Source organism: Tolypothrix sp. FACHB-123 (assembly GCF_014697075.1).
Classification (GTDB): domain Bacteria; phylum Cyanobacteriota; class Cyanobacteriia; order Cyanobacteriales; family Nostocaceae; genus Aulosira.
The window spans coordinates 1-25591 of record NZ_JACJRE010000006.1 but is presented as its reverse complement, the minus strand read 5'-3'; the positions used below and the strand labels follow the sequence as shown (position 1 = coordinate 25591).

17 protein-coding genes are annotated in these 25591 nt (G+C 42.5%); 11 read left to right on the top strand and 6 right to left on the bottom strand.

Going from position 1 to position 25591, the window contains the following annotated elements:
• Positions 1-113 precede the first annotated feature (113 nt).
• Together H6G41_RS06000 and H6G41_RS05995 are read right to left on the bottom strand one after the other, a co-directional pair.
• Positions 114-1091, bottom strand: a complete 978-nt coding sequence (locus H6G41_RS06000) for an aldo/keto reductase (RefSeq protein ID WP_190744550.1) — start codon at positions 1089-1091, stop codon at positions 114-116.
• 241 nt (positions 1092-1332) lie between these two features.
• Complete coding sequence (locus tag H6G41_RS05995; RefSeq protein ID WP_190744548.1) at positions 1333-4767, bottom strand: lipoxygenase family protein; 3435 nt, start codon at positions 4765-4767, stop codon at positions 1333-1335.
• A 739-nt stretch (positions 4768-5506) separates the two neighbouring features.
• Here H6G41_RS05995 and H6G41_RS05990 point away from each other — a divergent pair.
• Positions 5507-6568, top strand: a complete 1062-nt coding sequence (locus tag H6G41_RS05990) for a glycosyltransferase family 4 protein (RefSeq protein WP_190744546.1) — start codon at positions 5507-5509, stop codon at positions 6566-6568.
• Between the two features lie 2 nt (positions 6569-6570).
• Here the strand turns inward: H6G41_RS05990 and H6G41_RS05985 are convergent, their stop codons facing one another.
• Positions 6571-7437, bottom strand: a complete 867-nt coding sequence (locus H6G41_RS05985; protein ID WP_190744544.1) for a hypothetical protein — start codon at positions 7435-7437, stop codon at positions 6571-6573.
• 18 nt (positions 7438-7455) lie between these two features.
• The gene (locus H6G41_RS05980; protein WP_308796023.1) at positions 7456-7950 is read right to left on the bottom strand and encodes an Lrp/AsnC family transcriptional regulator; all 495 of its coding nucleotides are present in this window, start codon (positions 7948-7950) and stop codon (positions 7456-7458) included.
• Positions 7951-8498: 548 nt separating this feature from the next.
• Here H6G41_RS05980 and hppD point away from each other — a divergent pair.
• From hppD to H6G41_RS05955, 5 genes are all read left to right on the top strand, one after another.
• Positions 8499-9602, top strand: a complete 1104-nt coding sequence (gene hppD / locus H6G41_RS05975) for a 4-hydroxyphenylpyruvate dioxygenase (RefSeq protein ID WP_190744542.1) — start codon at positions 8499-8501, stop codon at positions 9600-9602.
• Positions 9603-9728: 126 nt separating this feature from the next.
• Complete coding sequence (locus H6G41_RS05970) at positions 9729-10946, top strand: homogentisate 1,2-dioxygenase (RefSeq protein ID WP_242037817.1); 1218 nt, start codon at positions 9729-9731, stop codon at positions 10944-10946.
• Positions 10947-11131: 185 nt separating this feature from the next.
• Positions 11132-12052: a hypothetical protein gene (locus tag H6G41_RS05965; protein ID WP_190744541.1), complete on the top strand. Its 921-nt coding sequence runs from the start codon at positions 11132-11134 to the stop codon at positions 12050-12052.
• 221 nt (positions 12053-12273) lie between these two features.
• Positions 12274-14325, top strand: a complete 2052-nt coding sequence (locus tag H6G41_RS05960; RefSeq protein ID WP_190744540.1) for an AMP-binding protein — start codon at positions 12274-12276, stop codon at positions 14323-14325.
• On the top strand, positions 14291-15475 hold the full coding sequence (locus H6G41_RS05955) for a hypothetical protein (protein ID WP_190744539.1): 1185 nt from the start codon (positions 14291-14293) through the stop codon (positions 15473-15475). The genes H6G41_RS05960 and H6G41_RS05955 overlap by 35 nt, the downstream gene beginning before the upstream one ends.
• An 85-nt stretch (positions 15476-15560) precedes the next feature.
• Here H6G41_RS05955 and H6G41_RS05950 read toward each other — a convergent pair whose 3' ends face one another.
• The gene (locus tag H6G41_RS05950) at positions 15561-17408 is read right to left on the bottom strand and encodes a penicillin-binding protein 2 (RefSeq protein WP_190744537.1); all 1848 of its coding nucleotides are present in this window, start codon (positions 17406-17408) and stop codon (positions 15561-15563) included.
• Between the two features lie 145 nt (positions 17409-17553).
• Positions 17554-18249, bottom strand: a complete 696-nt coding sequence (locus tag H6G41_RS05945) for a hypothetical protein (protein WP_190744535.1) — start codon at positions 18247-18249, stop codon at positions 17554-17556.
• 566 nt (positions 18250-18815) lie between these two features.
• Between H6G41_RS05945 and H6G41_RS05940 the strand changes: the two genes are divergently transcribed.
• The 5 genes from H6G41_RS05940 (at position 18816) to H6G41_RS05920 (ending at position 25307) form a co-directional block, all read left to right on the top strand.
• A complete protein-coding gene (locus H6G41_RS05940) occupies positions 18816-19040 on the top strand; it encodes a hypothetical protein (RefSeq protein WP_190744533.1) in 225 nt (74 codons plus the stop codon).
• 508 nt (positions 19041-19548) lie between these two features.
• A complete protein-coding gene (locus H6G41_RS05935; protein WP_190744531.1) occupies positions 19549-19863 on the top strand; it encodes a hypothetical protein in 315 nt (104 codons plus the stop codon).
• A gap of 205 nt (positions 19864-20068) precedes the next feature.
• The gene (gene glgB / locus H6G41_RS05930; RefSeq protein WP_190744529.1) at positions 20069-22363 is read left to right on the top strand and encodes a 1,4-alpha-glucan branching enzyme; all 2295 of its coding nucleotides are present in this window, start codon (positions 20069-20071) and stop codon (positions 22361-22363) included.
• A gap of 56 nt (positions 22364-22419) precedes the next feature.
• Positions 22420-22881: a hypothetical protein gene (locus H6G41_RS05925; RefSeq protein ID WP_199316060.1), complete on the top strand. Its 462-nt coding sequence runs from the start codon at positions 22420-22422 to the stop codon at positions 22879-22881.
• A gap of 254 nt (positions 22882-23135) precedes the next feature.
• Positions 23136-25307: a glycoside hydrolase family 10 protein gene (locus H6G41_RS05920; RefSeq protein WP_242037816.1), complete on the top strand. Its 2172-nt coding sequence runs from the start codon at positions 23136-23138 to the stop codon at positions 25305-25307.
• Positions 25308-25591 lie beyond the last annotated feature (284 nt).

Below are 25591 nucleotides of genomic sequence, written 5' to 3'. Positions count from 1 at the left end.
TGTGAATTAAACAATACTCTTTTAGCATTTGTGTTATCCCCCTGCCTCTTCTGGTCAAATAAACATAAACTTTGTTGATTAAAATTGCAGGGGGTGACAATATATATTTTTCTTCAACTTTCGACGTTAGCCATGAGTGCGCGACCGTAGCGTTCACCGGAAGTGACTTGTGCAAGATTATCTAATTTTTTGAGGTCGTCTTGAGAAAGCACGATATCACTAGCTGCGGCATTTTCCTCCAAGTAAGCTAAACGCTTGGTTCCCGGAATTGGGACTATGTCGTCGCCTTGATGCAGCAGCCAAGCAAGTGCAATTTGACTTGGTGTCGCGCCTTTGGACTGTGCGATTTGCTTTACTTCCTCAACAATTTGCAAGTTTTTTTGGAAGTTATCACCTTGAAATCTGGGGTCAGTGCGGCGGTAGTCATCTTCAGCCAGGTCTTCAAAGTGCTTGATTTGACCAGTGAGAAAGCCCCGTCCAATCGGACTGTAGGGCACAAAGCCAATTTTCAACTCACGTAAAGTTGGCAGAATGCGCTCATCTGGACTACGTTCCCAAAGTGAGTACTCTGTCTGCAAAGCGCTGATAGGATGCACCTGATGAGCGCGATGGAGTGTTTCGGGCCCAGCTTCAGACAAACCCAGGTAGCGAACTTTACCTTGTTGTACAAGTTCTGCCATTGCTCCTACTGTATCTTCAATGGGAACCTTTTGATCGACGCGATGCTGGTAAAACAGGTCAATGTAGTCAACCCCAAGTCTTTGGAGAGATGCATCGCAAACTCGCCGCACATTTTCTGGGGTGCTATTAGTGTCGATGATGCGACCATTTTCTACAATAAAGCCAAACTTGGTAGCGATGACAATGCGATCGCGTTTACCCTTGATTGCTCGCCCCAAAAGTTCTTCGTTGGTGTATGGCCCGTAAATCTCAGCTGTATCAAACAAGGTAATTCCCAAATCAATTGCTCGGTGAATCACACGAATTGATTCTTCCTCGTCACCACTACCATAAGCTATGCTCATACCCATACAGCCAAGACCGATTTCCGACACTACCAAACCTTGATTTCCGAGTTGACGTTGTTTCATCGCTATCTCCTTAATATCAATTCGGACATTTGACGCTGGAAGAATTCGGCAGGAAAAATATATAGCTGTTGACTGACTCGAAAGGCTTTTATTGTCAGGATTTTATCTTAGCTTGATGTCCTAATCTATCTGGCTACGGCTATAGTTCTTAGTCAGGACTTGAGTCTCAAAATCAGGGATATAGTGGGCATTGCTCACTATATCCCGATATCAGTGGGCATTGCCCAGCCTAAACTTGATTTTAGATATCAACGCTAGAAGCTATCTGCTTAGGTGACAAGTATGGATAAGGAACCTTACCTTCGCTCAAGAGCTTTTTATTCCGTTCCTCAATCTCTACTGCTATCAAATTCAGCTTCGCCATAAAAATAGCATGTAGGTCGGGAAACAGATTATTTCCTAAAGGCAACTCAGAGATTGGATGCAAGGACTCTGTGGAGAGTAACCGAGAGAAAAAGACCTGGAAATGAGCCGTGGCAAAGGGTTGCAACGCACTGAAAACATATTCCATGCTGATATCGCCTTCAGTTTCCGGCAATCCCTTGTAGAGTACATTCGGGCGATTGGGAACATACCCTAAGGCTTGATACTGGGAGAAATTGATGGCTGAATGTTGGGCACTGGCTAAAAAGATAATATTTGTCAAAGTGTTTACCAGTAGTTCCTGAGTTTCAATTTTAGCAGGGAAACCAGGCACGGCTCCACGTTCAGGGTCGGCGGTTTCTGCTGCCCAAGCTTGAATCACTGGATCTGCCTTGACTGCGGCATCATCTTTATAGACTGCTGCTACTACGCTACTTACATAGTCAGTATAAGCATTCCAAATTTTATACCCATCTTCGCGGAAGAAGAAATCTTCAACGCCATCTGAGCCTTGCTCATCAAACCCGCGTGATAATAGCTGTTGCGGGAAGCTCATACCGAAAAAGTCCCACTTCTTCCAAGCCTTCAAGAATAAGTTTATCCCGCCAGCTGTACCAGTGGCGAAAGTGCGATCGGTAAATGGAGCCACATTCGAGACTAAAGTTTGACGAGCCATATAGTTGATACCAATGGTGTCTTGGAAGTGGGGCTTGAGCAATTGACCGATGGGATGGTCTTTTGGAAAGGCGTTGTGATGGCTGATAGCAAAAGGCTCTACCGCTAAATGTGCGAAGCCCAAGTGAATCGTAAACTGGTGATATTGGTCGTCAGCACAGGCTGCGTGAATTTTTGCCAGCAGATACTTGTTGGGATATGGAGAGTTAGGAGTATAAACCTCATTCTTACGGTCTTTATGGCGGGTTAGCTGAATACCAACTAAGTTAAGTCTGGACTTTCCACCCTCTAATAGTTCTCGATATACCAACACAAATGCCGGATAGAAAACTTTGCCATGTAACTGGGGAATATCTTCTAAATCGGCATAATCAAGCATGAACAGCCGTTTTTCTGAAATCAGTTGGGGAATAGTTTTCCCTTGAGCCGTTAGGTTTGCCATTTCTTTGGGAATGGCATTTTGGTCAGTGCATAGGGTAATGCACATGGGGTTCACACCTTGAATCAACTGACGGCAGAATTCAACATCATCTTTCCAATTCTGAGGAATATTAATTGGCGCTTGAACCGAGTTAGAGTAATAAGCTGTCCAAGGGTCACTTCCTGACTGCTTAGACTGTTGTAACCTGCCAATAAATCCTATTTCTGAGTAGACATATTCAGCTATCCGCTCTGACAATAACCCCAACTTCTTCGGTGGTAGGGCTTGACCTGGAGGTAGACCTCTTACCAAGCGTGGCAATTCTTCCATTGGTAGGTCTGGTGCATCTTTGCGGCGAGGGTATTTTTCATATTCATATTTTTGGTCTTCGCCACTCAAGCGCTGCTTCATGATTTGCAACAGTTGAGTTTTAATCTCGTCCTGAAGATGCTCAATAAAAGCTAGTACCGGTTCTTGGGGTACTTCTTTAATCAGAGGTAGTTTTTCTCCTGAGTCGAGATTGAGCAGTAAAGAAACTACAATTTCCCCTCGGTCTGTACGCTGTAGCGCTAGCTGTTTGCGGATTGGTTTACCAGATACTAACTCGTGCAGATCTACTTCGGCACTACCCATAAAATTATCTTGACCGACGTTAGCATCCCAAACACTCAAATGGAGTTTACCGGCGGTACTCAATACATCAAACAAGAATTTTTGGTTCCATGATGGGTTGTGAGTTCGCGGACAAACCTTGGATTTTTGTGGCTTACCTTCGTCTAGATTGAGTATTACATAGGGATCGGGCTGAAATAAGTTAGTTTTAACAAGGTCGATACCGTTAAGTAGTTCAACTTCTAACTGTCCAAAACTCGGATGAAAGTGTTTATCGAGGGCTTTGATAGCGTCGGTATAAGCCTTTTCTTGAGCAGTGACAATTTGTCCGGCAAAAGTCTGGTCAACGTTAATTTCCGCAGACCAATCGATAATAGTCTCTGTCGGACTCTTCGCAGACATTTTGATGGTGGTAACAATGCTGGTTAGCGAGGGTATGCTGGGGTTGGATTCTAGCAATGAATATTTGTATATGTGGTTCTGGTCATCGCGAGCCTCCAAACGCTCTTTGTATTCTCGACCAGTGTTGGTTTTAAAAGAGCGCACAGCCCCAACTTCGTCTTTACCAGGAGCCTCTAACCGCAGCCATTCATAAATCGGCCACCATTGTCTAATTTCTGGCCCAAAGGGTCTGAAGGATTCCCATACTTTGTTGATGGGTGCGCGAACAATACCTGTAACACTTGCTCCAGTGGCCATTTTTTCTCCGTTTCTTGTGTCGAATTTTGATTTAAACCAGTCAAAACGCAGGTTGAAAGACTTTTCTATACCCTCTTTGACTTGTTGGGGATTTTGCCCATCCACAGGCAGGAAAACATTGTCATAGCGGACTTTAGTGACTGCGTTATTCACCTCAAAGAGCTGGACTGTACCCCTATACAGTTTGACCGGCATTGCACTCTTGGTCACTTCGTAGACCAATTTGCGCTCTGCATCTGAGATATGGACAAGGCTCTCGTCTAACACGCCTTTGGGGAAAATAATCTGTCTTATATTATTAGCTCCCATCTTGACGCCAGTGGCATATTGTACCCAAGAGACATCTTGCCAATTACCGATAACTGCCCACAATTTAGCGATAGGGTAGTGGACATCGAACTCAAACAAGCATCTGAGACCATCTCTTTGGAGAACGAAATTGCTCAGTTCAGGAATGCGAGTTGGCAGGTATTTCTCCAGAATACTCAATGCTTTTGCTCGCTCTTCGCGGTTCTCGCTTAACATCACGACTTCCATAGTCAGTGACACTTCGGTACCATCGCCTGTGTCATACACTTTGACAGTAGCTTCATAAAAACTAAAGAGTGCATTCGGCTCTGGGATGTCAATCTTCCAAATATGGTTTTGTGAGTCTTTAACTACCAGCCGCTCACGGGTGATGGAACCCATAAACTCAAACCGGATAATTGCGCCTACGTCATTTATCGGCCCTGGCTCTAGTTCAGTATCTTGATGTCCCCCGAAAACCTTCTGCAAATGCAGGTAGTCGTCAAAAGCTGACCAAAACTGCTCGACTGAGAGGGGAACTCTTTGCACGTTGGTTCGTGAGACACGTTTCCCAAACTCTAAGTCTGCTGCGGGGATTAAGTTGCTTGGTGAATCCATTCTTATTTCTCTATAGATGAGTAAGTTGGTATAAATCAACACAACCATCTTTGCGGAATTTTAGTAATTGCTAGTTAGTATATTGAAAGCTTCTCAAAATTGGTTAAAATTTTGACCTTTAAAGACGCTCATATACTTCAGTAATACGCAGTCCTAAAATTCTATCTGATACGTGAGATTTTACGGAATTCCAAAACGCTATGATGCAAGTATTACACCTAAGTTTTTAGGTATTATTCGTTATGCCCATAAAGGTAATATTTGATGCATTAAAAAAATAGATGCATATAAGCATGACACAGGGAAGATGGTTTTGTCAGTACATCGAGCAAAATTTAAGTAATAATTAATATTAGGGTTACAATTAATTAAATTTAGCGAGTGGCTTCAAAAGTCATGTGGTAGAGTAATTAATTTGGTAAATTTATTACCAAAAGCAACTCTCAGATTTAGTCAAGCATAAAAATAAAGTACGATAAGATACTAAATTTGAGGCATGGCTGGCAGTAGATGGGTAATTGAAACCTACATTTTTTGATACCAAAACAGTCAGATATTACTGGGCGATCGCATGGTAATTGTCGGTATCAATTTCACAGCAGTCAAAACCCACATCACACATTGAAATCCCTACTCTCTAGCTCCTAGCCTCTATCCCCTAGCCCCTATTTTCCATCTAGACTCAATCAACAAATAAAGATAGTCTAGAGAATCTAAATACTGTTCATACTGCGGGCAAATGAAGTTAATTTTTGTTTCCACCCCTGTTGGTTCTTTGGGTAGTGGGGTTGGCGGTGGTGTGGAATTGAGCCTGTACAATGCAGCTCAAGAAATGCTTCGCCGGGGTCATCAATTGCAAGCGATCGCACCAGCTAATTCTACTCGGCTTGATTTGCCAATAGTTCAGATTCCTGGCAATTACCAACCAATGGCTCAAAACCAAGAACGCACAGAGCCAATTATCATGCCAGAAAATCCTGTAATAGCTAATATGTGGGAATATGCGCGTCAGGTTCAGGATGATTGCGACCTGATTGTTAATTTTGCCTATGATTGGCTACCATTTTACCTCACACCTTTTTTCCGCAAGCCGATCGCGCACTTAGTGAGTATGGGTTCGCTGACTAACGCTATCGACCAGATTATTCCCCAGATAGTTAAACAATTTCCCGGTACAGTAGCCTTTCGGACAAAAACTCAAGCTCAAACATTTGGCATTGAAGAGGAGTGTTGTTATTTAAGTAATGGTATTGATTTGTCATTATATAATTTTTGTCTTGAACCCAAAAAACAATTAGCTTGGTTAGGAAGAATTGCACCAGAAAAGGGTTTAGAAGATGCAGTAGCAGCTGCACAAATCACCAATATTCCCTTAAAAATTATGGGGAGAATGCAGGATAATTCCTATTGGGAAAAGATTTGTTCTGACTATCCAGATGCACCAATAGAATATTTAGGATTTTTATCGACCGATAAATTGCAGCAAGTGTTGCGAGAGTGTCAAGGCTTATTGATGACACATCGATGGGTGGAAGCTTTTGGTAATGTCGTAATTGAAAGTTTAGCCTGTGGAGTACCAGTGATTTCATATCGTCGGGGCGGGCCTGGGGAAACTGTACAAGATGGCGTAACTGGCTTTTTGGTGGAACCTGATAGCGTTCCTGGTTTGGTAGAAGCGATCGCGCGGATTGATGAAATTAACCGATACACCTGTCGCCAAGAAGCAGAAAGCAAATTTTCTGTACAAGCTTTAGGCGATCGCTTTGAAAAATGGTTGTACCAAATTCTCAAAATTCAGTAAATCTAAATCAAACGCATATCTTTGAGGTCATCTATCGGTTCTTGAAACGAACAAGAACCGAAGGAACGAAAGAAATTGTTTCTAGCTGAAGTTATCTCGGAAATATTTAGTTGATAATCTTTCCAAGAAAGGCGATCGCTTGTAAATTGAAAATTATTTAGAAATGTTTCTTCTAGTATTTCTACCGCTAGTTCTGGTGTTAATTTTTGCTGATAAATTAGCGCAGCTAAAATTGCAACATTCAAAAAGCCGTGCATCCAAGCCACAGGGCTGTTTGCTTCACTGCTTACAGGATGTTTACTGAATAATAGATGGTGCAATCCGGCGGTGGCTTTAAAGGGAATTTGCGCTTGCGCAAAGGCGAAGATACTTTGGTAAAGTTGCGCAAAGTTAGGAAAAGCATCAACTGTTACGCCACCAGTACGGATTTTTGCAGCTGCGCGAGGATGTTGCAACACCGATAAATAACTTTGCAAGTCGCTGTTAAAGGGAATTTCAAAGAATGATTCCACCTCAGGAGGAATTAAGGGAAGGATGTTTTCGATTTCTCTGGGTGGAAGGGGGGGGAATTCTAAAGAAGCGATCGCAATTTTTGGATTGTTGAGTGATTTTAACTGGGCGAGGGCTTTTTGCAAATCTCCAGTCATAATTATGCTCAGTAGCCATTGTGCTGGATAATCAGGTAAAAGCTGCTCAAATTCCTGCAAACGAGAACTTGGCAAAATAAACCTACCTAACATCCAACTGTAGGGTGTTCTCTGATATTGAGCATAATTCGCCATTGCTGGCTGTAATTCTAGCTTTGCTGGCGGAAATAACCCAGCATAGTCTACAACAGATGACAGCAGCGCCTTTAATGATGCATCCATCGGATTCACCTGATGTATTTAATCTAATGGTAGTGAAGTTGAAGCTTTAATTTCATTCAGCACAATATTTGTCTGGATTCTATCTATACCAGGAATGCGGGTGATTTTTTCTGAAAGTAACTTGGCTAAGTGCTGATGGTTAGGGACAACCATTTTTAATAGATAGTCAAACTCGCCGCTAAGATGGTGACATTCTAAAACTTCTGGTAATTCTTTGACGCGATCGCAAAAAATACCCACGCATTCCGGTTGATGATTGGCTAAGGTAACCTGTGCAAAACACAGTAAATCTAAACCTAACGCCTCGCGATTCACCAAAGTTACATAACGGTCAATCACACCTTTTTCTTCCAGCTTGCGCAATCTCTTTTGTAACCCCGGCGTTGAGAGATTAACGTGACGCGCTAAGTCAGCGAAAGTAATGCGACTGTTTTCTTGTAAGAGACACAACAGTTGTCGGTCTATTTCATCCAATTGTTGCAGGTGTTCCCAGTTTTTGAGTGTTGGCTTCACTTTGATAGTCTCCAGTCTTATTATGCAAGGCAGAGGGGACACTTCGACTTCGCTCAGTGTCCGCAGAGCAGAAGGAAGTATTAATTGACAGTCACAAAGCTAATTTCCTCCTCTACGTAGAAGGAAAGGGCGTTTTTTATTGTTATGTTTTCAGAATATACCTATCTAGAGTAGTCAAAAATACATTCTAAAATTATCTTAAAAGTTAATATCTTACACTTGTAGATACTCGTTAGTAAAATTTATAATCTAAATTAGGAGAGTGGAGTTTATAATCTCAACTCAAAATGTGACAGCTAAAGACAGAGTCTTGCACAAGGCATTAGATAAATCTGCCAAAAGAGAGATGTTTTTTATAAAAGTCAGAATTAATGAGGGACTGTCTCTCATCTATTTTGCTTTGAATTCTTATTTCACCAAATTAAACATTTGGTAGTGTCTCATATTAATTCTGAGAGAAATACAAATAAATATCTTAAAACTCTTCCCCTTCTGCCCTCTGGTCACTGAGCCTGTCGAAGTGCTTATATTAAATAAAGGAATAAATAATGAACGATTTCTGTCCAATTAAACGCATCGACCACTTGGAATTTTATGTTGGTAACGCCAAGCAAGCAGCGCTATTTTACGCCCAGTGTTTTGGATTTACTAATACAGCTTATCGAGGATTAGAAACCAAGTATCGTGAAACTGCATCATATCTGATGCAACAAGGAAATATTAACTTTGTTTTAAGCTCAGGGTTAAGTCCAGATCATCCCATTGCTAAAAGTGTATTGAAACATGGTGATGCTGTAGGGATTATCGCCTTAGAAGTACCGGATGTTGTCAGCGCTTATCAACAAACAACTAGCCGAGGTGCAATCGGCGCGATCGCACCTACAGAAGAAGAAGATAGCTATGGAATATTCCGTTATTCCGCCATTCGCGGTTATGGTGATACCCTAATTAAATTTATCGATCGCAGCGATTACGCCGGTGTATTTGCACCTAGTTTTGAGGTGCAAAATAAAGCGCATCTCAAAAGTAAAGGTGTAGGACTCCAAGCCATCGATCACATAGTTGGTAACGTCGAATTAGGCGCAATGGAACGTTGGGTAGAATTCTTTGCCGAAACAATGGGTTTTAATCTTTTAGTAGAGTTTGATGATAAAACCATTGCGACAGAATATTCTGCTTTAATGTCCAAAGTCATGCAGGATGGTACGGGAAAAATCAAATTACCAATTAACGAACCTGCTAATGGTAAACGTAAATCGCAAATAGAAGAATATTTAGAATATAACTACGGGCCGGGAGTGCAACATATCGCCTTAGCAACTGAGAATATTATTGCCACAGTTAGCCGCATGAAACAAACAGGCGTAGAGTTTTTAGTTCCCCCTCCAACCTATTACGATAACTTAGAAGAACGGGTAGGAAAAATTGACGAACCCATAGAACAGTTAGCAGAATTAGGCATCTTAGTAGACCGGGATGAAGATGGTTATCTACTGCAAATTTTTACCCAACCTGTACAAGATAGACCCACATTATTTTTTGAAGTCATAGAAAGACACGGGGCGCGGGGTTTTGGTGAGGGAAACTTCAAAGCTTTATTTGAAGCCATTGAACGCGAACAAGCAAAGCGAGGAAATCTCGTCAGCGTGTAGAAATAATTCGTAATACTTCGACAAGCTCAGTACAAGTTCGTAATTAGTAATTAATTAGGTGGACGAGGGGAAGAATTTAAGTTAATTAGTGAGGATTGTCATCAATCGTCAAATGACGGGTGACAAATGACTAATTACCAATTGGAGCATAGCGATATGACTTATTACTATAAATTGGGTAATATACCGCATAAAAGACACACCCAATTTCGTCAAGCTAACGGTTCTTTGTATCACGAAGAATTAATTAGTATTCACGGCTTTGCTGGCGTGCAATCTCTGCTTTATCACCTGCATCCACCAACGCAAATTGAAAAGATTTTGCGGGAAGAAAGGGTAGAAATTCCTTTTGCAGAAACAGGCGCTTTACTCCACCGCCACTTACGGACAGCAACGGTAGAGACGGGTGGAGATGCGATCGCATCTCGTGTTCCCCTGATGGCTAATACAGATGTCTGCATTTTCGTGGCTCGTCCCACCACAGCCATGAAATACTGGTATCGCTTTGCTCATGGTGATGAAGTCATTTTCATTCATGAAGGTAGCGGTATCCTTGAAAGCCAGTATGGTCTTCTGCGTTATCAAGTCGGAGATTACCTAGTAATTCCCACAGGTGTAATGTGGCGAATTATTCCTGATGCTGGAATTGAGCAACGAATGCTTGTCATCGAAGCCCAGGGACATATTGAACCCCCAGCCCGTTACCTCAATCGATACGGACAATTTTTAGAACATTCGCCCTACTGCGAACGTGACATTCGCCCACCAGATGAGCTAATTACCCACGATGAAGCTGGGGAATTTGAAGTCCGAGTTAAAGCCCGCGATCGCATTACCAGTTATTTGTATCGCCATCATCCCCTAGATGTGGTTGGCTGGGACGGACATTTGTGGCCTTTTGCTTTCAACATTGAAGACTTTGAGCCAATTACAGGGCGACTACATCAACCACCGCCAGTACATCAAACCTTTGAAGCCCCCGGATTTGTGGTGTGTTCTTTTGTACCGCGCTTATTCGATTATCATCCCCAAGCAATTCCTGCACCTTACAACCATTCCAATGTTGACTCTGATGAAGTTATCTATTACGTAGAAGGTAACTTTATGTCTCGCAAAGGAATTGAGCGGGCTTCAATTACCGTTCATCCTAGCGGTATTCCCCACGGCCCCCATCCAGGAACCTATGAAGGGTCAATTGGGAAAGAACGGACGAATGAATTAGCAGTAATGGTTGATACTTTCCGACCGTTAAAACTAACGAAATATGCTTTGGGTTTAGAGGATAAAAATTATTCTTACAGTTGGCTTTCTCATCCACATACAGCAGAACCTATCCAAGGATGAAAATTCTATCTGAGTTTGATGGTTGAAATTTACTGCTAGGTTGTCACAAATTAGCATTATAAAAACCGCAGAGGACGCAGAGAGCGCAGAGAGCGCAGAGAAATAAGAGTGAAACAATGGTGTTTGCGTAAGTCCTAATTATAAATAAGCCCTTCTACCCTCTGCCTTCAAACCGAGGTATAGTTATGAATCAAGTTATTACCAAACCAAATAATTTAACGATTTCCTCACGGATTGAGGAACGCTTACAACACGGCGAATTAACTCAAGCGCAAGTTGAAAGTTTTCGTGATTTCTTGAATGAAGTAGAACGGGAATTTTTACAGCATCGCATCATTACTAATAATACTTATACCCGCTGGTTTACTAATGGTACAGCAACAGATTTAGAATTAAAGCACTTTCTCAAACAATTCTCGGTGTTCTCTAATCAATTTTTAATTGCAGCTTTACTCAAAGCAATTAACTCACCTACTCTTCAACAATCACGGGCTAGCCGCGAGATTTTATTAAATGAATTAGGCGTAATTTATCGCCAATCAGGAAAAAATTCAGGTCAACAAACTACCCAAACTGAAGAACAAAAAGACCGAGAAGGCGACCCCGATTTAATAAGTACAGAAGGTACAGTAGACGGTGGTATTTGTCGTTTCCGGGCGGCTCATTTTGAATGGTTGTTAGGTGTAGCTGAGGATTTAGGACTACAGTACGAAGAATTAGGTAAACGCAAACACGGACGCCCTTCAACTTTACATTTTTGTGATGAGTTGCAGCGCCTCTATGGTAGCGATGACCCGCAAATAGCCGAGGGTGCTAGCTTTGCCGTCGAAAATTGGGCAGCAGCAGGTTTTTGGCAAGAATTGGAAGACGGACTAACAAAAATTAAACAAACGCGACATCCCCAATTACATTTAGCATTCTTCACTTGGCATAACCGCGTCGAAGGACAACACGCCGGACATACTTTAGAGGAACTAGAGGAAGTCTACTTTAAACCCAACTTTGACCGAAGTAAATTCATACTCGGTGGGCGAGAAATTTTAGATGCGATCGCTGTTTTTTGGTACGGTCTCAACGAAGACAGATTAAACCAAATTTTCACTTAAAACTCTTAATTCTCTCCGCGTTCTCTGCGTCTCTGTGGCTTAAAAATAATTTTTATAACCGCAGAGGCGCAGAGGAGCCAGTGCGTTGCGCGGGTTCCCCTCGTTGTAGCAACTGGCGTGACACAGAGTTAAAAAAGTTACTGTTTAGAGGTATGGATTTTTAATCCAAAATCCAAAATCTAAAATCTAAAATCTAAAATTCATATATGAGGTAAAAAGCGATGACAAAGCAGTTATCGCTCCAACAAATAACCGCTTGCGGCATAGCACAAGAAACCGCTGCCGCAATGCTACCACAAATCAATCAGTGGTTATCCTCCCTCCCTGCCGTAGAATGTTGGCAGCACCTTACCCAAGATATTCTCAAACCCAATCAACCCTTTCACTTTCACGAACTACTTTATCAAACTACTTTTGCTGATTGGCAAACCGGACAGCCTCCCGCTTGGTTCCCCAGCGATGAGCAAATCCAATCAACCAACATCGCCGCGTTGATGAAGCAGCTTAACGTGAATTCCTACCCAGAATTACACGCATGGTCAGCCCAGCGTCGTGGCGAATTCTGGGAGATAATGATTCAACGATTAGGCATTCGTTTCCAACAGTCCTACAGTAAAATTGTTGATTTATCTCAGGGTGTAGAATCACCGCAATGGCTAGTGGATGGGCGTTTGAATATTGCGGAGAGTTGTTTTTTAGCCGATGAAAACGCCACCGCGATTATTTTCCAGGAAGAAGGCGGTTCTTTATCTACCCTTACATATAGCGAACTCCACCGCTTAACTAACCGCGTCGCCAATGGATTGGTACAAGCTGGCTTTGTAACTGGGGATGCGATCGCGATCGCTCTACCCATGACTGCGGAATCAGTGGCGATTTATTTGGGTATTGTCAAAGCTGGCTGTGTGGTTGTTTCCATCGCTGATAGTTTTGCACCTGCGGAAATTGCTATGCGGTTGCACCTTGCACAGGCGAAAGCTATCTTCACCCAAGACTATGTTTGGCGTTGTGGTAAACAACTCCCCCTGTATAGCAAAATAGTTGATGCCAATGCACCAAGAGCGATCGTCCTCGGTTCCTCTGTAGAATTGCGTTCTGGCGATTTGACTTGGAAGGAATTTCTCAGCCAAAACGAACAATTTGAGGCTGTAATTGCTCACCCAGCAGCCCATACAAATATCCTCTTCTCCTCAGGTACTACCGGAGTACCCAAAGCAATCCCCTGGACGCAAACCACCCCTATCAAATGCGCTGTAGATGGGCATTTACACCAAGATATTCACCCTGGTGATGTGGTAGCTTGGCCGACAAATTTAGGCTGGATGATGGGGCCTTGGCTAATTTATGCCAGCTTAATTAATCGTGGAACTATTGCCCTTTACTATGGCACGCCCACAGAAAGGGAATTTGGTGAATTTATTCAAAACGCCCATGTGAATATCTTGGGTGTAGTGCCTAGTTTAGTCAGCATTTGGAAAACTACCGCCTGTATGCAAGGACTGGATTGGAGCAGCATCAAAGCTTTCAGTTCCACAGGTGAATGTTCCAATCCTCAAGATATGCTGTTTTTGATGTCTCAAGCTGGCTACAAACCAATAATAGAGTACTGCGGCGGTACAGAAATTGGCGGCGCATATTTGACTAGTACAGTGGTACAGGCTGCTGCACCTTCAACTTTCACTACACCCGCTTTGGGTTTAGACTTGGTGATTTTTGATGAATCAGGTCAGTCAAGTGACACAGGCGAAGTATTTATCATTACGCCTTCTATCGGGCTATCTACTGAGATAATTAATAAAGACCACCATCAAGTTTACTTTGCCCATACTCCCGCCTCATCCTTACGGCGTCACGGTGACCAAATCGAGCGATTAAGCAATGGCTACTACCGGACTCATGGTCGTGTGGATGACACGATGAATTTAGGCGGTATCAAAGTTAGCTCAATGGAGATTGAGCAAATTTTGAATACTGTAGAGGGAATTTGCGAAGCTGTGGCGATCGCTTATTCACCCCCTGAAGGCGGGCCGAGTCAGTTAATCGTTTACGCTGTCCTGGAAAGTCACATCCAGCCAAACAAAGAATTACTGAAAAATTCCTTACAAACCGCAATTCGTCAGCAACTCAATCCTTTATTTAAAATTCAAGACCTCGTAATTATTGATACATTGCCGCGAACTGCATCGAATAAAGTTATGCGTCGCGTACTGCGCGAAGATTATCAGGAGGCAAAGCATTATGACTGCCATCGCACCCAAACCTTTCCGGCTTGAAGATTACGAAATTAGTCCGGAAACTGGTTTTTTACCAGCCCATTCTCCCGCCGAGGTGCAATTACCAGATATATTTTGGCAAGTGCAAAAAACTGCGAGCTTGCTACCAAAATTAATGGCTACTCGCAAAATTCGCTCCTTTCTCGCTACCATCCTCAAAGTAGACGTAGAGCGAGCAACATTAACCCAGATGCAATTGCGACAGGCGATGCAAGTATATTCCTACCTCACCCATGCCTATGTTTGGGGAGAAGCAACACCTGCTCAAATCCTACCAAGTAATATTGCCGTACCTTTTTACACAATCGCGCAAAAACTAGGTAGACCGCCCATATTATCTTATGCTTCCTATGCCTTAGACAATTGGATAAAAATTTACGAAACAGAACCCATCGAAATAGGCAACATCATGTTGTGGCAAAACTTTTTAGGTGGGTTAGATGAAGACTGGTTTATTTTAATTCACATCGACATCGAAGCCAAAGCTGCATCGGCATTAGCAGCAATACCCATAATTTTGCAGGGGATTGCCCAAAACAACACCAATATAGTTATGGGTGGATTAGAGAATATCAACCAGGCATGGATAAACATTAATACCACCATGAAACGGATGCCAGAAGCTTGCGATCCCTACATTTATTACAATCGGGTACGTCCTTACATTCATGGCTGGAAAAACAACCCGGCATTACCAGAAGGCTTAATTTATGAAGGTGTAGCAGCCTATGGCGAAAAACCGCAGCAGTTTCGTGGTTCAACAGGGGCACAAAGCAGCATTGTACCCACAATGGATGCTCTATTTAATATAGTTCACGAAAACGATCCCTTACGGGAATTCTTAATAGAATTGCGGGATTATATGCCACCTCAACACAGCGCTTTTATCCAAGAAGTAGAAAAGCGTTCAACACTGCGCCATTTTGTCAGAACTCGCATGGAGAAATTACCTAAACTGAGAGATTTATATAACGATTGCGTTTCCCAGATAGAACAATTTCGGACTCAGCATCTCAAATTTGCTGCTGCTTATATTAACCAACAAACTGCAAAATCCAACAACAACACCAATATCGGTACAGGCGGTACGCCATTCATGGAATATTTGAAAAAGCATCGTAATGAAAATAGCCAGCATTTATTGGTTTAGTCAGTTGTCAGTTGTCAGTTGTTAGTTGTTATTTCCTCATGCCCAATGCTCAATGCCCAATGCCCAATGCCCAATGCCCCATGCCCTAACTTTGAGGAGTTACTGGGTTAGGATCGCCTGGTAAACTAGGCGGAATTTGTTCAATGGGAATTAATGCTTCCATTACAGCTTTGACAATCGGTGCGGCGACGGTAGAACCATAGGCATTTTCTCCTTTTGGTTCATCTACTAATGCCAAAACAACATAGCGGGGAGATTCTACAGGTAAAATCCCGACAAAGCTAGTGATTCTAGCACCAGCTAAATAACCACCAGAAGCACTAGCTTTTTGTGCTGTGCCTGTTTTACCACCGATCTGGTAACGTGGTATTTGTGCTACTTTGCCAGTGCCTTGAGCAACTACAGATCCCATCATTTCCACTACTCGTTGGGTTGTCGCAGGGGAGAAAATTTGGCGTGGTGTAGGGCGATTGGGTGTGTAATGCATCTGCCCTTTGCTATCAACTAGTCCACGGATAACATGAGGCGTTACCAATTTACCGCCATTCGCTAAAGCTCCGTGCATTTGTACTAGTTGCAAGGGTGTTAAAGAAAAGCCTTGGCCAAAAGAGGTAGTCGCAGGTTCAATGGGTGAGGAAATGAATTCTTCTTGACTTTTCAGCCGACTAGCGACTTCAAAAGGTAAATCTGTATCTGAGGTTTGTCCTAAACCCAAACGTTCCAGCCAGTTATAGTAGACATTGGGCTGCAATCGTTGGATCATTTGTACCATACCAATATTGCTGGAATGTTGAAGAATTTGCGCAATGTTGATTTGCCCGTAACTTTTGTTTTGCGCATTTCTAATGATGCGATCGGCGACTGCAATGGAACCAGGATCGTTAAATACATCGTCTGGTCTAATTACACCATTTTCGAGAGCGATCGCCACATTTAACGGCTTAAATGTCGAGCCTGGTTCGTAAAGATCGGCTACAGTCCAATTTTTAAACAGTTCGATTTTCGCTTTCGAGTACTGATTCGGATCGTAAGTCGGTTGGGAAACTAAGGCAAGTATTGAGCCATCCATTGCATCCATGACAATGACTCCACCTCGTTTTGCACCAAACTTTTCCATCTGTTGCTTGAGTGCAGAACGAGCAGCCCGTTGCAGGCGGCTATCGATAGTTAGTTGTAATTGCAAGTCATCAAAATGCAAAAATCCTTCCGGTGCATTATTGGGCATCAATGCACCATTACCTGCACGACTTAATCGCACCGTTTGTACAGGACGTTCTAATAACTTCTCTTGACTATATTCCACCCCTGCCTGACCGCGACGGTCAAGATTCACGTAACCTACCACATCAGCTGCTAAATCTTGTTGAGGGTAGAAACGCGAGTATTTTTGTGTAAATTCAAACCCATTTAAGCGTAAGGAAATAAAGCGATCGGCAATTTCTTCGGGCAATGCTGAGGCTAATGTAATGCCACTTTTTTTACTGTCAAATATTTTGACTAATTCATCAACATCTTTATTGATTACCGGAGCTATAAGTTTAGCAATTTCTTCATTAGATTTATCAAACAGTTTGGGATGAGCAAAAACAGTATATACAGGACGGTCGATCGCCAACAAATTATTATTGCGATCTATTACTGGGCGACGAGGCATAAAAGGTCTGAGATTAACCATTTGCTGGTTTCTCGCTCTTTGGGTTAGCTTGGCTCCCCGCACAATTTGTAATTGATACAAATTAATCGCTAATCCCAACCCAGCAGCAATTAGTACACCCCATGTGATGAATAGTCGAGTTCTGCTATTGGCTAGTTTGTCTGGATTATTAGTGGTAGTCGAGTTCTCTGGTAAACCTTGTTTAGAAAACTTTCTCCGCCTGGTAAAGTCTGAATGGCGAAAATTTTTGAACTTACTTCTACTTGGTGACTTACGCATTGGGTTTGTCCATTGTCAATAGTCCAAAGTCCACAGTCAATAGTCCATTGTCAAGAGTCCAAAGTTCACAGTCCAAAGTCAATTTACCATCGAGCATTGAGCATTGAGTATTGACTATTGACTCTTGACTATTAACTCTTGAACTTTAGTATCCCAGTGGTGAGGAAATTGGCGGTTGCGTTTCTTGGCTGGGTGTAGTCTGAGTGGGTATGGAATTAGGACTGTTAGATGCTGGGGGCAGAAAAATCGTCCGAGATGGCGTTGGTAGTGCCAATCCGGCTGCTGGTTGTTCTGCTTCTTCCGCCATTTTGTTTGTTAGTGCGGCATTAGTTGTCGTCAGCTGTCGCTCATGACGCTGCAAATTTTGTAGTTTACGGTATCCCCGGCTCCAAATTTCCTGAGAATATACTGTCCAGCCGTAGACTACTAGGGTTGTTGCTACTAATAAAAATGTAAAAACTGAGGAATAACGATGCACAGCATAGAAACGCAGTAACCATGTAGGTAAGGTTCCGGCATTACTTGTGGCAGGAAAGTTCAAAAAGCCTAATTTCTGGCTTTTTTGTCCAGTATTCCCTTGCGCTTGTAAATTAGTAGATGCTGGTTTACCCGATCGCACTCCTGGGCGCATAACTGACCCATTTGTCGCTGAAACAGATAAATTTTTCGATGAACGCCGTTGTCTGTTAGTCGGTACTGGTAAAGATTCAACAGCAGGTGTAGGCGCTTGTGGTGCGGCTGATTGTCGATTTGCCGATCGCCTTTTCCCTAAAGATAGGGTAGGGTCTCGCCAAAACCAATTACTCGTCGTAGAAACAGCTGATTTGCGAGCAGCAGGCATAATTTTTTCTTCTTTAGATTGGAAAAACTAGATTGTATATTGCTTGTTGGTTTTTGCTCAGGTTGAAATCACATTGAATGCGATCGCTCGGCACAAATAATACCCTAAACTCATTTTCAGTCTTCTGGTAGGTAGCTGCCCCAATGTTTGCATCACTCAAGTCTGGTAATGCTTACTGATTGCAAACTGCGCTTGGATCGCTTGAGATTTGCGCATTGTCTCTAAAGTATGGCAATGCTATGGAGAAAGCGACAAGTGTCTGAGAAAACATAGCGATTTTTGGTTATGATAGCTCGCTTTGCAGCTAAATTTACCAAATGCGGCAGGAAGCTCAATCCTTTAAGGGGTGGGAGGGATGATAAACCGCCGCTGGTTAACGGTTGACAGTCATCGGTCAACCGTTAACAGTCAACCGTCAACTTGAAATTCCATCCCTTTAGAGGTGGGATGAGCTTAAAATGTTTTGAATATATATCCCTCAAAGTATTTTAAAAAAAAGCAATAAATAAGGTATCTTATTCATCAGGCGAAAATTTATTCTTGCCACAATTGGTGAAAGAGGAGTTATGAAAACAAAAATCTTTGGTTTGGCTTTGGTTTTAAGTCTGGCTACATTTCTAGGAGCCTGTGAAGGTGGTGGTGATACTGGTACACCTGGTGGTGCAACCAGCAGCCCAGCTACAGGCGAACCAAGTGATACTGGAGCTACTAAAACCCCTGCAAGTGGTACTACAACAACCACTACCCCTGCTGCAACCACTTCCCCTGCCGCTTCTCCCAAAAAACCTTAGTCTTATTAAGGTTACTAACAGCATTCCTCACCAGATACCTAGAGTCAATTTGGTGAGGATCAGTATTTAAGACAACTGGTGCTGCTGAATAAAAACTTGAGGTTGCTCAAGTATATTTTAACCTAGCCAGTAAAATGAAGGACACTGGTAAAGACGATCGCTATTGCCACCAAGTGTCCTTCTACTGCGCTCGCATAATAATATTTCATCAAAAAATTTTTTCAGTTTTTCCACCTTTTGTAGGTGGCAACTACAGTCTTGGTAAGTTTTCCACAAACCCTGACACTTAGTTTACTTGGTCATGGCTGGAGATAAAAAATACTCAGATAGGCTGAGGTCAAGGGATAGCACACCTCCATAACATTAAGCTGGGTATTCTGTCAAGGCGATGCAAGCTAGGTAGCGATCGCCGCTACAGCAGTTCTCTCTACTAAAATTTATCTGTCAGCTTGGGCTTGACAGATTATTCCTCTATGGCAATCTGGACTCAGAACTTCAAAGGATACCGATGAAGCGGACAAAATTTTTGGTTTTGAGCATCAGCACGAGCATTGTTGTGTGGTTAAGTAGCCATTTAGCAGCAGTAGTTATAGCATTACCACCACCAGAAGATATTCCCGAAGAAATTCTACGGACAGAGATAATTATCTCAGCGCGATCGCCTATTGATGGTCAGCCTCTAAATCCCGCAGAATATGCACAATTACAAGAACAGTTGCGAGTTAGCCCACCACCCAAACTAGATCCGAAAATCCGGGATCAGATCTTCTTATTACGCTTACGTAAAGCTTTACTGCAATTTTTCCCATTTTTAGGAATTTGACGAATTTGGCATTGGCCATTGGCCATTGGGCATTGGGGAAGAGAAATCCCCACACTTCCCCCTGCCCCTCATGCCTAAAGGTACTAGTTCATCATTTCTGATGTACGATAACGGTGAGGACAAAATTGCAAATAAATGTAAAGAATATATATAGAAATTAGAAAACTCGTTTACTCAATCACTTTATTTAACGTAGGTAGCTTTCATGTCCATGACCACGATCGCCCCTGAACAGGTTAACCGCATCGTTTGGAATCAACATCAAGATCCTTTTGAAGTACTGGGTTCGCATCTCATCGAACAAAATGGCAAAAATGTCTGGGCTGTGCGAGCCTACCTACCGAATGCAAGTGCAGCATGGGTAGTAATCCCGGAAGAACGGAAAGAATACCCTATGCAAACAGTGCATCATCCCCACTTTTTTGAATGCACAATTGAAACAGCAGAACTGGCAAACTATCAATTAAGAATTAAAGAAGGGGAGCACGAGCGCGTCACCTACGATCCTTACGCCTTCCGTTCTCCCCGGCTCACAGACTTTGATTTGCATTTATTTGGTGAAGGTAACCACCACCGAATTTACGAAAAACTAGGAGCGCACCTAACAGAAGTAGATGGTGTCAAAGGCGTGTACTTTGCCGTTTGGGCACCTAATGCTCGTAACGTTTCTTTGCTGGGCGATTTTAATAATTGGGATGGGCGCAAACACCAAATGCGCAAAGGCCCCACTGGCGTTTGGGAATTGTTTATTCCCGAATTAGGAGCGGGCGAGCATTATAAATATGAAATCAAAAATTTTGAAGGTCACATTTACGAAAAATCCGATCCCTACGGTTTCCAACAGGAACCGCGCCCAAAAACTGCATCAATTGTTACCGATTTAAATACTTATAAATGGAGTGATGAAGACTGGTTAGAAAAGCGGCGTCATACTGACCCCCTTACCCAACCTGTTTCCGTATACGAAGTTCATATCGGTTCTTGGTTACATGCTTCTAGTGCTGAACCTGCTAAATTACCCAATGGAGAAACTGAACCTGTAGTTATAGTTTCGGAACTCAAACCCGGCGCGCGCTTCCTTACCTACCGAGAATTAGCAGATAAACTGATACCTTACGTCAAAGAATTGGGTTACACTCACGTAGAACTGTTACCCATTGCCGAACACCCCTTTGATGGCTCTTGGGGATATCAAGTAACCGGATATTATGCTCCTACTTCCCGGTTTGGCACTCCTGAAGATTTCATGTATTTTGTTGACCAATGTCACAAAAATGACATTGGTGTAATTGTCGATTGGGTTCCCGGTCACTTCCCCAAAGATGGACATGGTCTAGCATTCTTTGATGGTAGTCACTTGTACGAACACGCCGACCCCCGCAAAGGCGAACACAAAGAATGGGGAACCCTGGTATTTAATTATTCGCGTCATGAAGTCCGTAATTTCTTGGCTGCAAACGCCCTATTTTGGTTTGATAAGTACCATATAGATGGCATTCGCGTCGATGCTGTCGCTTCCATGCTCTACCTTGACTATTGCCGTAAACCAGGCGAATGGCTACCTAACCAATACGGTGGTAGAGAAAATTTAGAAGCAGCAGAATTTCTGCGTCAAGTAAATTATCTGATTTTCAGCTATTTTCCTGGTGCGCTTTCTATTGCGGAAGAATCTACTTCTTGGCCGATGGTATCTTGGCCGACTTATACAGGTGGTCTGGGTTTCAACTTAAAGTGGAATATGGGCTGGATGCACGACATGCTGGACTACTTCAGCATGGATCCTTGGTTCCGTCAATTCCACCAAAACAACGTCACCTTTAGTATGTGGTATAACCACAGCGAAAACTTCATGCTGGCGCTTTCCCATGATGAAGTGGTGCATGGAAAGAGCAACATGATTGGGAAAATGCCAGGGGATACATGGCAGAAGTTAGCTAATATACGCTGTTTGTTTAGCTATATGTTTGCTCACCCAGGTAAGAAAACCATGTTTATGAGCATGGAGTTTGGGCAGTGGAGTGAGTGGAATGTTTGGGCTGATTTAGAATGGCACCTACTGCAATATGAAGCCCATCAACAGTTAAAACAGTTTTTCCACGAACTAAACCATCTTTATCGCGGCGAACCAGCTTTATATACCCAAGATTTTGCTGAACCTGGGTTTGAGTGGATTGATTGTAGCGACAACCGCCATAGTGTAGTTTCCTTCATTCGTCGGGAAAAGGATTCTGATAATTTCGTGGTTGTGGTTTGCAACTTCACACCTCAGCCTCATTCCCATTACCGCATAGGTGTACCAGAAAAGGGTTTTTATACCGAGTTGTTTAATAGTGATGCGCGCCAGTATGGCGGTAGCAACATGGGTAATTTAGGCGGTAAGTGGACTGATGATTGGTCGTTGCACAATCGTCCTTATTCCCTAGATTTGTGTTTACCACCTCTGGGAGTTTTAATGCTCAAGTTGGATAAACAGAAGACAGCACAAGTACTGGAATCGTAACTTTAAGAGGGTGGGTATAATCCCACCCTTTAATTTATGCGATCGCGCGTGCAAATATGATGCTCAAAAATCTTTTATTAACTTCGTTATTACTCATTGCGCAAATCCCAAATAGCGAACAACAATTTAGCAAATTAAAAAATCAACTAGAAAAATCAGGGTTTGAGGTCATCATCCAGCTACCACCAAAGCGCGGAGCTTACGGTTTATTAGAAGTAGATAGCAAAAAAATTTGGATTAATCCCGTCGTTTTTGATTTACAAATCGCTATTCAAACTCTAATCCACGAGTCTGTTCATGCAGCCCAAGTATGTGCAGGCAAAGGTAAAATTAGAACTTTAGGGTTAAAAATCCAACCCATAAATTATGCGCGACCATTTTTTATGGGATATACCGATGTCCACAGACAGGATTTAGAAAGAGAAGCTTACGCCGTCCAAACTCAACCTAATAGTTTTGAATTAGCGATGAATCTTTTGCAAAAACATTGTCAATCATCTAGTAGTTTGAGTTCGTAGTCAGCAGTTTAGCATCGGATAATTCTGGATTGAAGTCCTGATTAGGAGATGATTTACCCATAGATTTAGGTATTTAGGCACTAATCACCAATTAATTGCGTCAATTGTCTCATTAAGCTAATGCTGCATCAGGTTTTCTGATGCAGTAATTTTATGTTTGGATTGTCGGGAATTTTCAGCAAGCCTATTTAACAGTAATGGTTAGTCACTTTCACTATAAAGGTATAAAAATTTTTAGCTTACTTAGTAAGCTAATGTCTTTGATTATGCAAGTATCTTTTATTCATAGGCTTTCACGGTGGATTAAGCGATCGCTCTCCATTCTCTTTGCATTATCATTTACTACAGTATTGCTACTAAATCACCTCACCCCGGTAACCGCGCAAATGTCGCCGTCACCAATGGGAGAAATTCGCGGAGTGTGGCTAACTAATAATGATTTTGACATTCTGAGCGATCGCGCGAAACTTCAAGACACCATCGCCCAACTACGCCGCTTGAACTTTAATACCATTTATCCCGTAGTTTGGAATGATGGTTATACAAAATATCCCAGCGCCGTAGCCAAACGCGCAGGTATTCCTTTCTACTTCAAAGGTAGAGAAGGACAAGACATAATTGCAGACATCGTTAATCAAGCGCGTAACCAAGGCGTTCTCGCTATTCCCTGGTTTGAGTTTGGTTTTATGGCTCCTCTCACTTCCGAACTCGCAGCCAACCATCCCGATTGGCTGACGCAAAAGCAAGATGGAACCCAAACCTCCATTAGCGCTGCGGGTGAAGTAGCTTGGCTGAATCCCTTTCACCCAGAAGTGCAGCAGTTTATTAGTGATTTAGTATTAGAAATCATCACCAAATATAACGCTGATGGGATTCAATTTGATGACCACATGAGTTTACCTGTTGATTTTGGCTACGACAAGTACACAGTTAACTTGTTTACTCAGGAAACTGGTAATCCTCCCCCATCCAATCCCCACGCCCAAGCATGGAAGCAATGGCGCGCAGATAAAATTACAGCTTTTATGATGCAGCTAAATCGAGCTGTGAAAGCCAGAAAGCCCAATGCAATTTTCTCTGTATCTCCTAATTACTACGATTTTGCGTATAAATTTCAACTCCAAGACTGGCTGAACTGGGTAAGGTTAGGTGTTGTAGATGAATTGATTGTCCAGCTTTACCGTAACGATTTGGAGAGTTTTAACAGTAAACTCATCAGTCCAGAACTTTTGGAGACTAAACAATTAATACCCACTGGCGTTGGTATCATGACAGGGTTGAGAAATCGCCCAGTTCCCATGCACCAAATTCAATCTCAAGTGCGGGCGGCTCAACAACAAGGTTTAGGTGTTACCTTTTTCTACTATGAAAGTTTGTGGGATTATGCACAAGAACCAGTAGCGCAACGCCAAGCAGGATTTCAAGAAATTTTTCCCAATCCGGTTGTCCGCGATACTTCCCAAATTATTGCTCGTAAGCCTAGCTTTAATACTTTATCCGTTCCTTTATACACCAAAGGTTCCCTTGGGCAACGAGGACGTGGTTATTTTATGGAATTATCAGTTGCAGGTGGTCAACCAAAGCGGGTGTTAATAGATACAGGTTCGTCCGGGTTGAGAGTTCCGCCAGGATTCCTAGGTAATGCACCTATCAATAGAACTGGTCAAATTATCAAAGAAGTTTTAAGTGATGGCACTGTCTTAGAAGGTGAATTAGCTTACACCATTATGCAAATTGGTTTCATCCCCACAGATGAACCTGTTCCCGTACAAATCGTTACCAGTCGTCAATGTCTCCCACAAAAACCTAATTGTTCAGCAAAAAGCGGTGCGGCGTTTTCCGGTATTATTGGTGTCAACTATGGAGAAAAAGCACTTCCCTATAACCCCTTGCGGAAACTACCAGGAAATCTCAGTAGCGGATTTATTGTCAGCGGTAATAGTGGCGGAAAAAATAACGGTAATTTAATTCTTGGTTTAACCGCTAATAATCGTGAAGGTTTTCGGATGGTTCCCTTAAGTCAACAAGCTGCGATTAATGACGTACCTGGTCATAGGTGGGATTCTCAAATTAACGGAGTTTGTTTAACTATTGCGGGTAGTGCTTTGAAGAATACTTGTAACAGTAAAATGGTTGTGGATACGGGAGCAAGCAACGCTTTTACAGAAATAAAATCTGCTGCACTTATGGGTAAGCTGAAACCGGGAAGATTACGCCCGGAAAATTCTGTGAAGGTGACAATTCCGGGAGTGTTGGACTACAGTGTGAAACCAGGTAATCGTGATGGGTTTAATGTGTGGAACGTGAATCTGTCTACAAAAGCTGAAAATCCTGTATCGGTGAATAGTGGAATTGGATTTTTTGACAAATACGATGTATTGTTTGACCCAGTGAATGGACAACAGGGTTTTCGCAGTCGGAGTTGAGATGGTAAATTTGCGATCGCACTCAGTTTAGGATCTTCCAAGTAAAAGTTCACAGTCAACGAAATGAAGCTGTTGTTTATTTTTTGGAGTTCCCTTATCTGAAAAATCGGGAAGTGCGATCGCATTGTCACCCCATACAATCAAATTGCACCACAATGCGATCGCTATTTGCTCTCAAATACTTTGGTTCTTCAGTAGCTATTATGCCAAATTATTAGTTATAGCACTCATATAAACACAAAAAAAGCATCTTTATTTTGCCAAAAGCCTTATATGTATTGACA

Coding starts and splice junctions, on each gene's coding strand:
- H6G41_RS06000 (WP_190744550.1), bottom strand. CDS start 1,091: ATGAAACAACGTCAACTCGGAAATCAAGGTTTGGTAGTGTCGGAAATC.
- H6G41_RS05995 (WP_190744548.1), bottom strand. CDS start 4,767: ATGGATTCACCAAGCAACTTAATCCCCGCAGCAGACTTAGAGTTTGGG.
- H6G41_RS05990 (WP_190744546.1), top strand. CDS start 5,507: ATGAAGTTAATTTTTGTTTCCACCCCTGTTGGTTCTTTGGGTAGTGGG.
- H6G41_RS05985 (WP_190744544.1), bottom strand. CDS start 7,437: ATGGATGCATCATTAAAGGCGCTGCTGTCATCTGTTGTAGACTATGCT.
- hppD (WP_190744542.1), top strand. CDS start 8,499: ATGAACGATTTCTGTCCAATTAAACGCATCGACCACTTGGAATTTTAT.
- H6G41_RS05970 (WP_242037817.1), top strand. CDS start 9,729: ATGACTAATTACCAATTGGAGCATAGCGATATGACTTATTACTATAAA.
- H6G41_RS05965 (WP_190744541.1), top strand. CDS start 11,132: ATGAATCAAGTTATTACCAAACCAAATAATTTAACGATTTCCTCACGG.
- H6G41_RS05960 (WP_190744540.1), top strand. CDS start 12,274: ATGACAAAGCAGTTATCGCTCCAACAAATAACCGCTTGCGGCATAGCA.
- H6G41_RS05955 (WP_190744539.1), top strand. CDS start 14,291: ATGACTGCCATCGCACCCAAACCTTTCCGGCTTGAAGATTACGAAATT.
- H6G41_RS05950 (WP_190744537.1), bottom strand. CDS start 17,408: ATGCGTAAGTCACCAAGTAGAAGTAAGTTCAAAAATTTTCGCCATTCA.
- H6G41_RS05945 (WP_190744535.1), bottom strand. CDS start 18,249: ATGCCTGCTGCTCGCAAATCAGCTGTTTCTACGACGAGTAATTGGTTT.
- H6G41_RS05940 (WP_190744533.1), top strand. CDS start 18,816: ATGAAAACAAAAATCTTTGGTTTGGCTTTGGTTTTAAGTCTGGCTACA.
- H6G41_RS05935 (WP_190744531.1), top strand. CDS start 19,549: ATGAAGCGGACAAAATTTTTGGTTTTGAGCATCAGCACGAGCATTGTT.
- glgB (WP_190744529.1), top strand. CDS start 20,069: ATGTCCATGACCACGATCGCCCCTGAACAGGTTAACCGCATCGTTTGG.
- H6G41_RS05925 (WP_199316060.1), top strand. CDS start 22,420: ATGATGCTCAAAAATCTTTTATTAACTTCGTTATTACTCATTGCGCAA.
- H6G41_RS05920 (WP_242037816.1), top strand. CDS start 23,136: ATGTCTTTGATTATGCAAGTATCTTTTATTCATAGGCTTTCACGGTGG.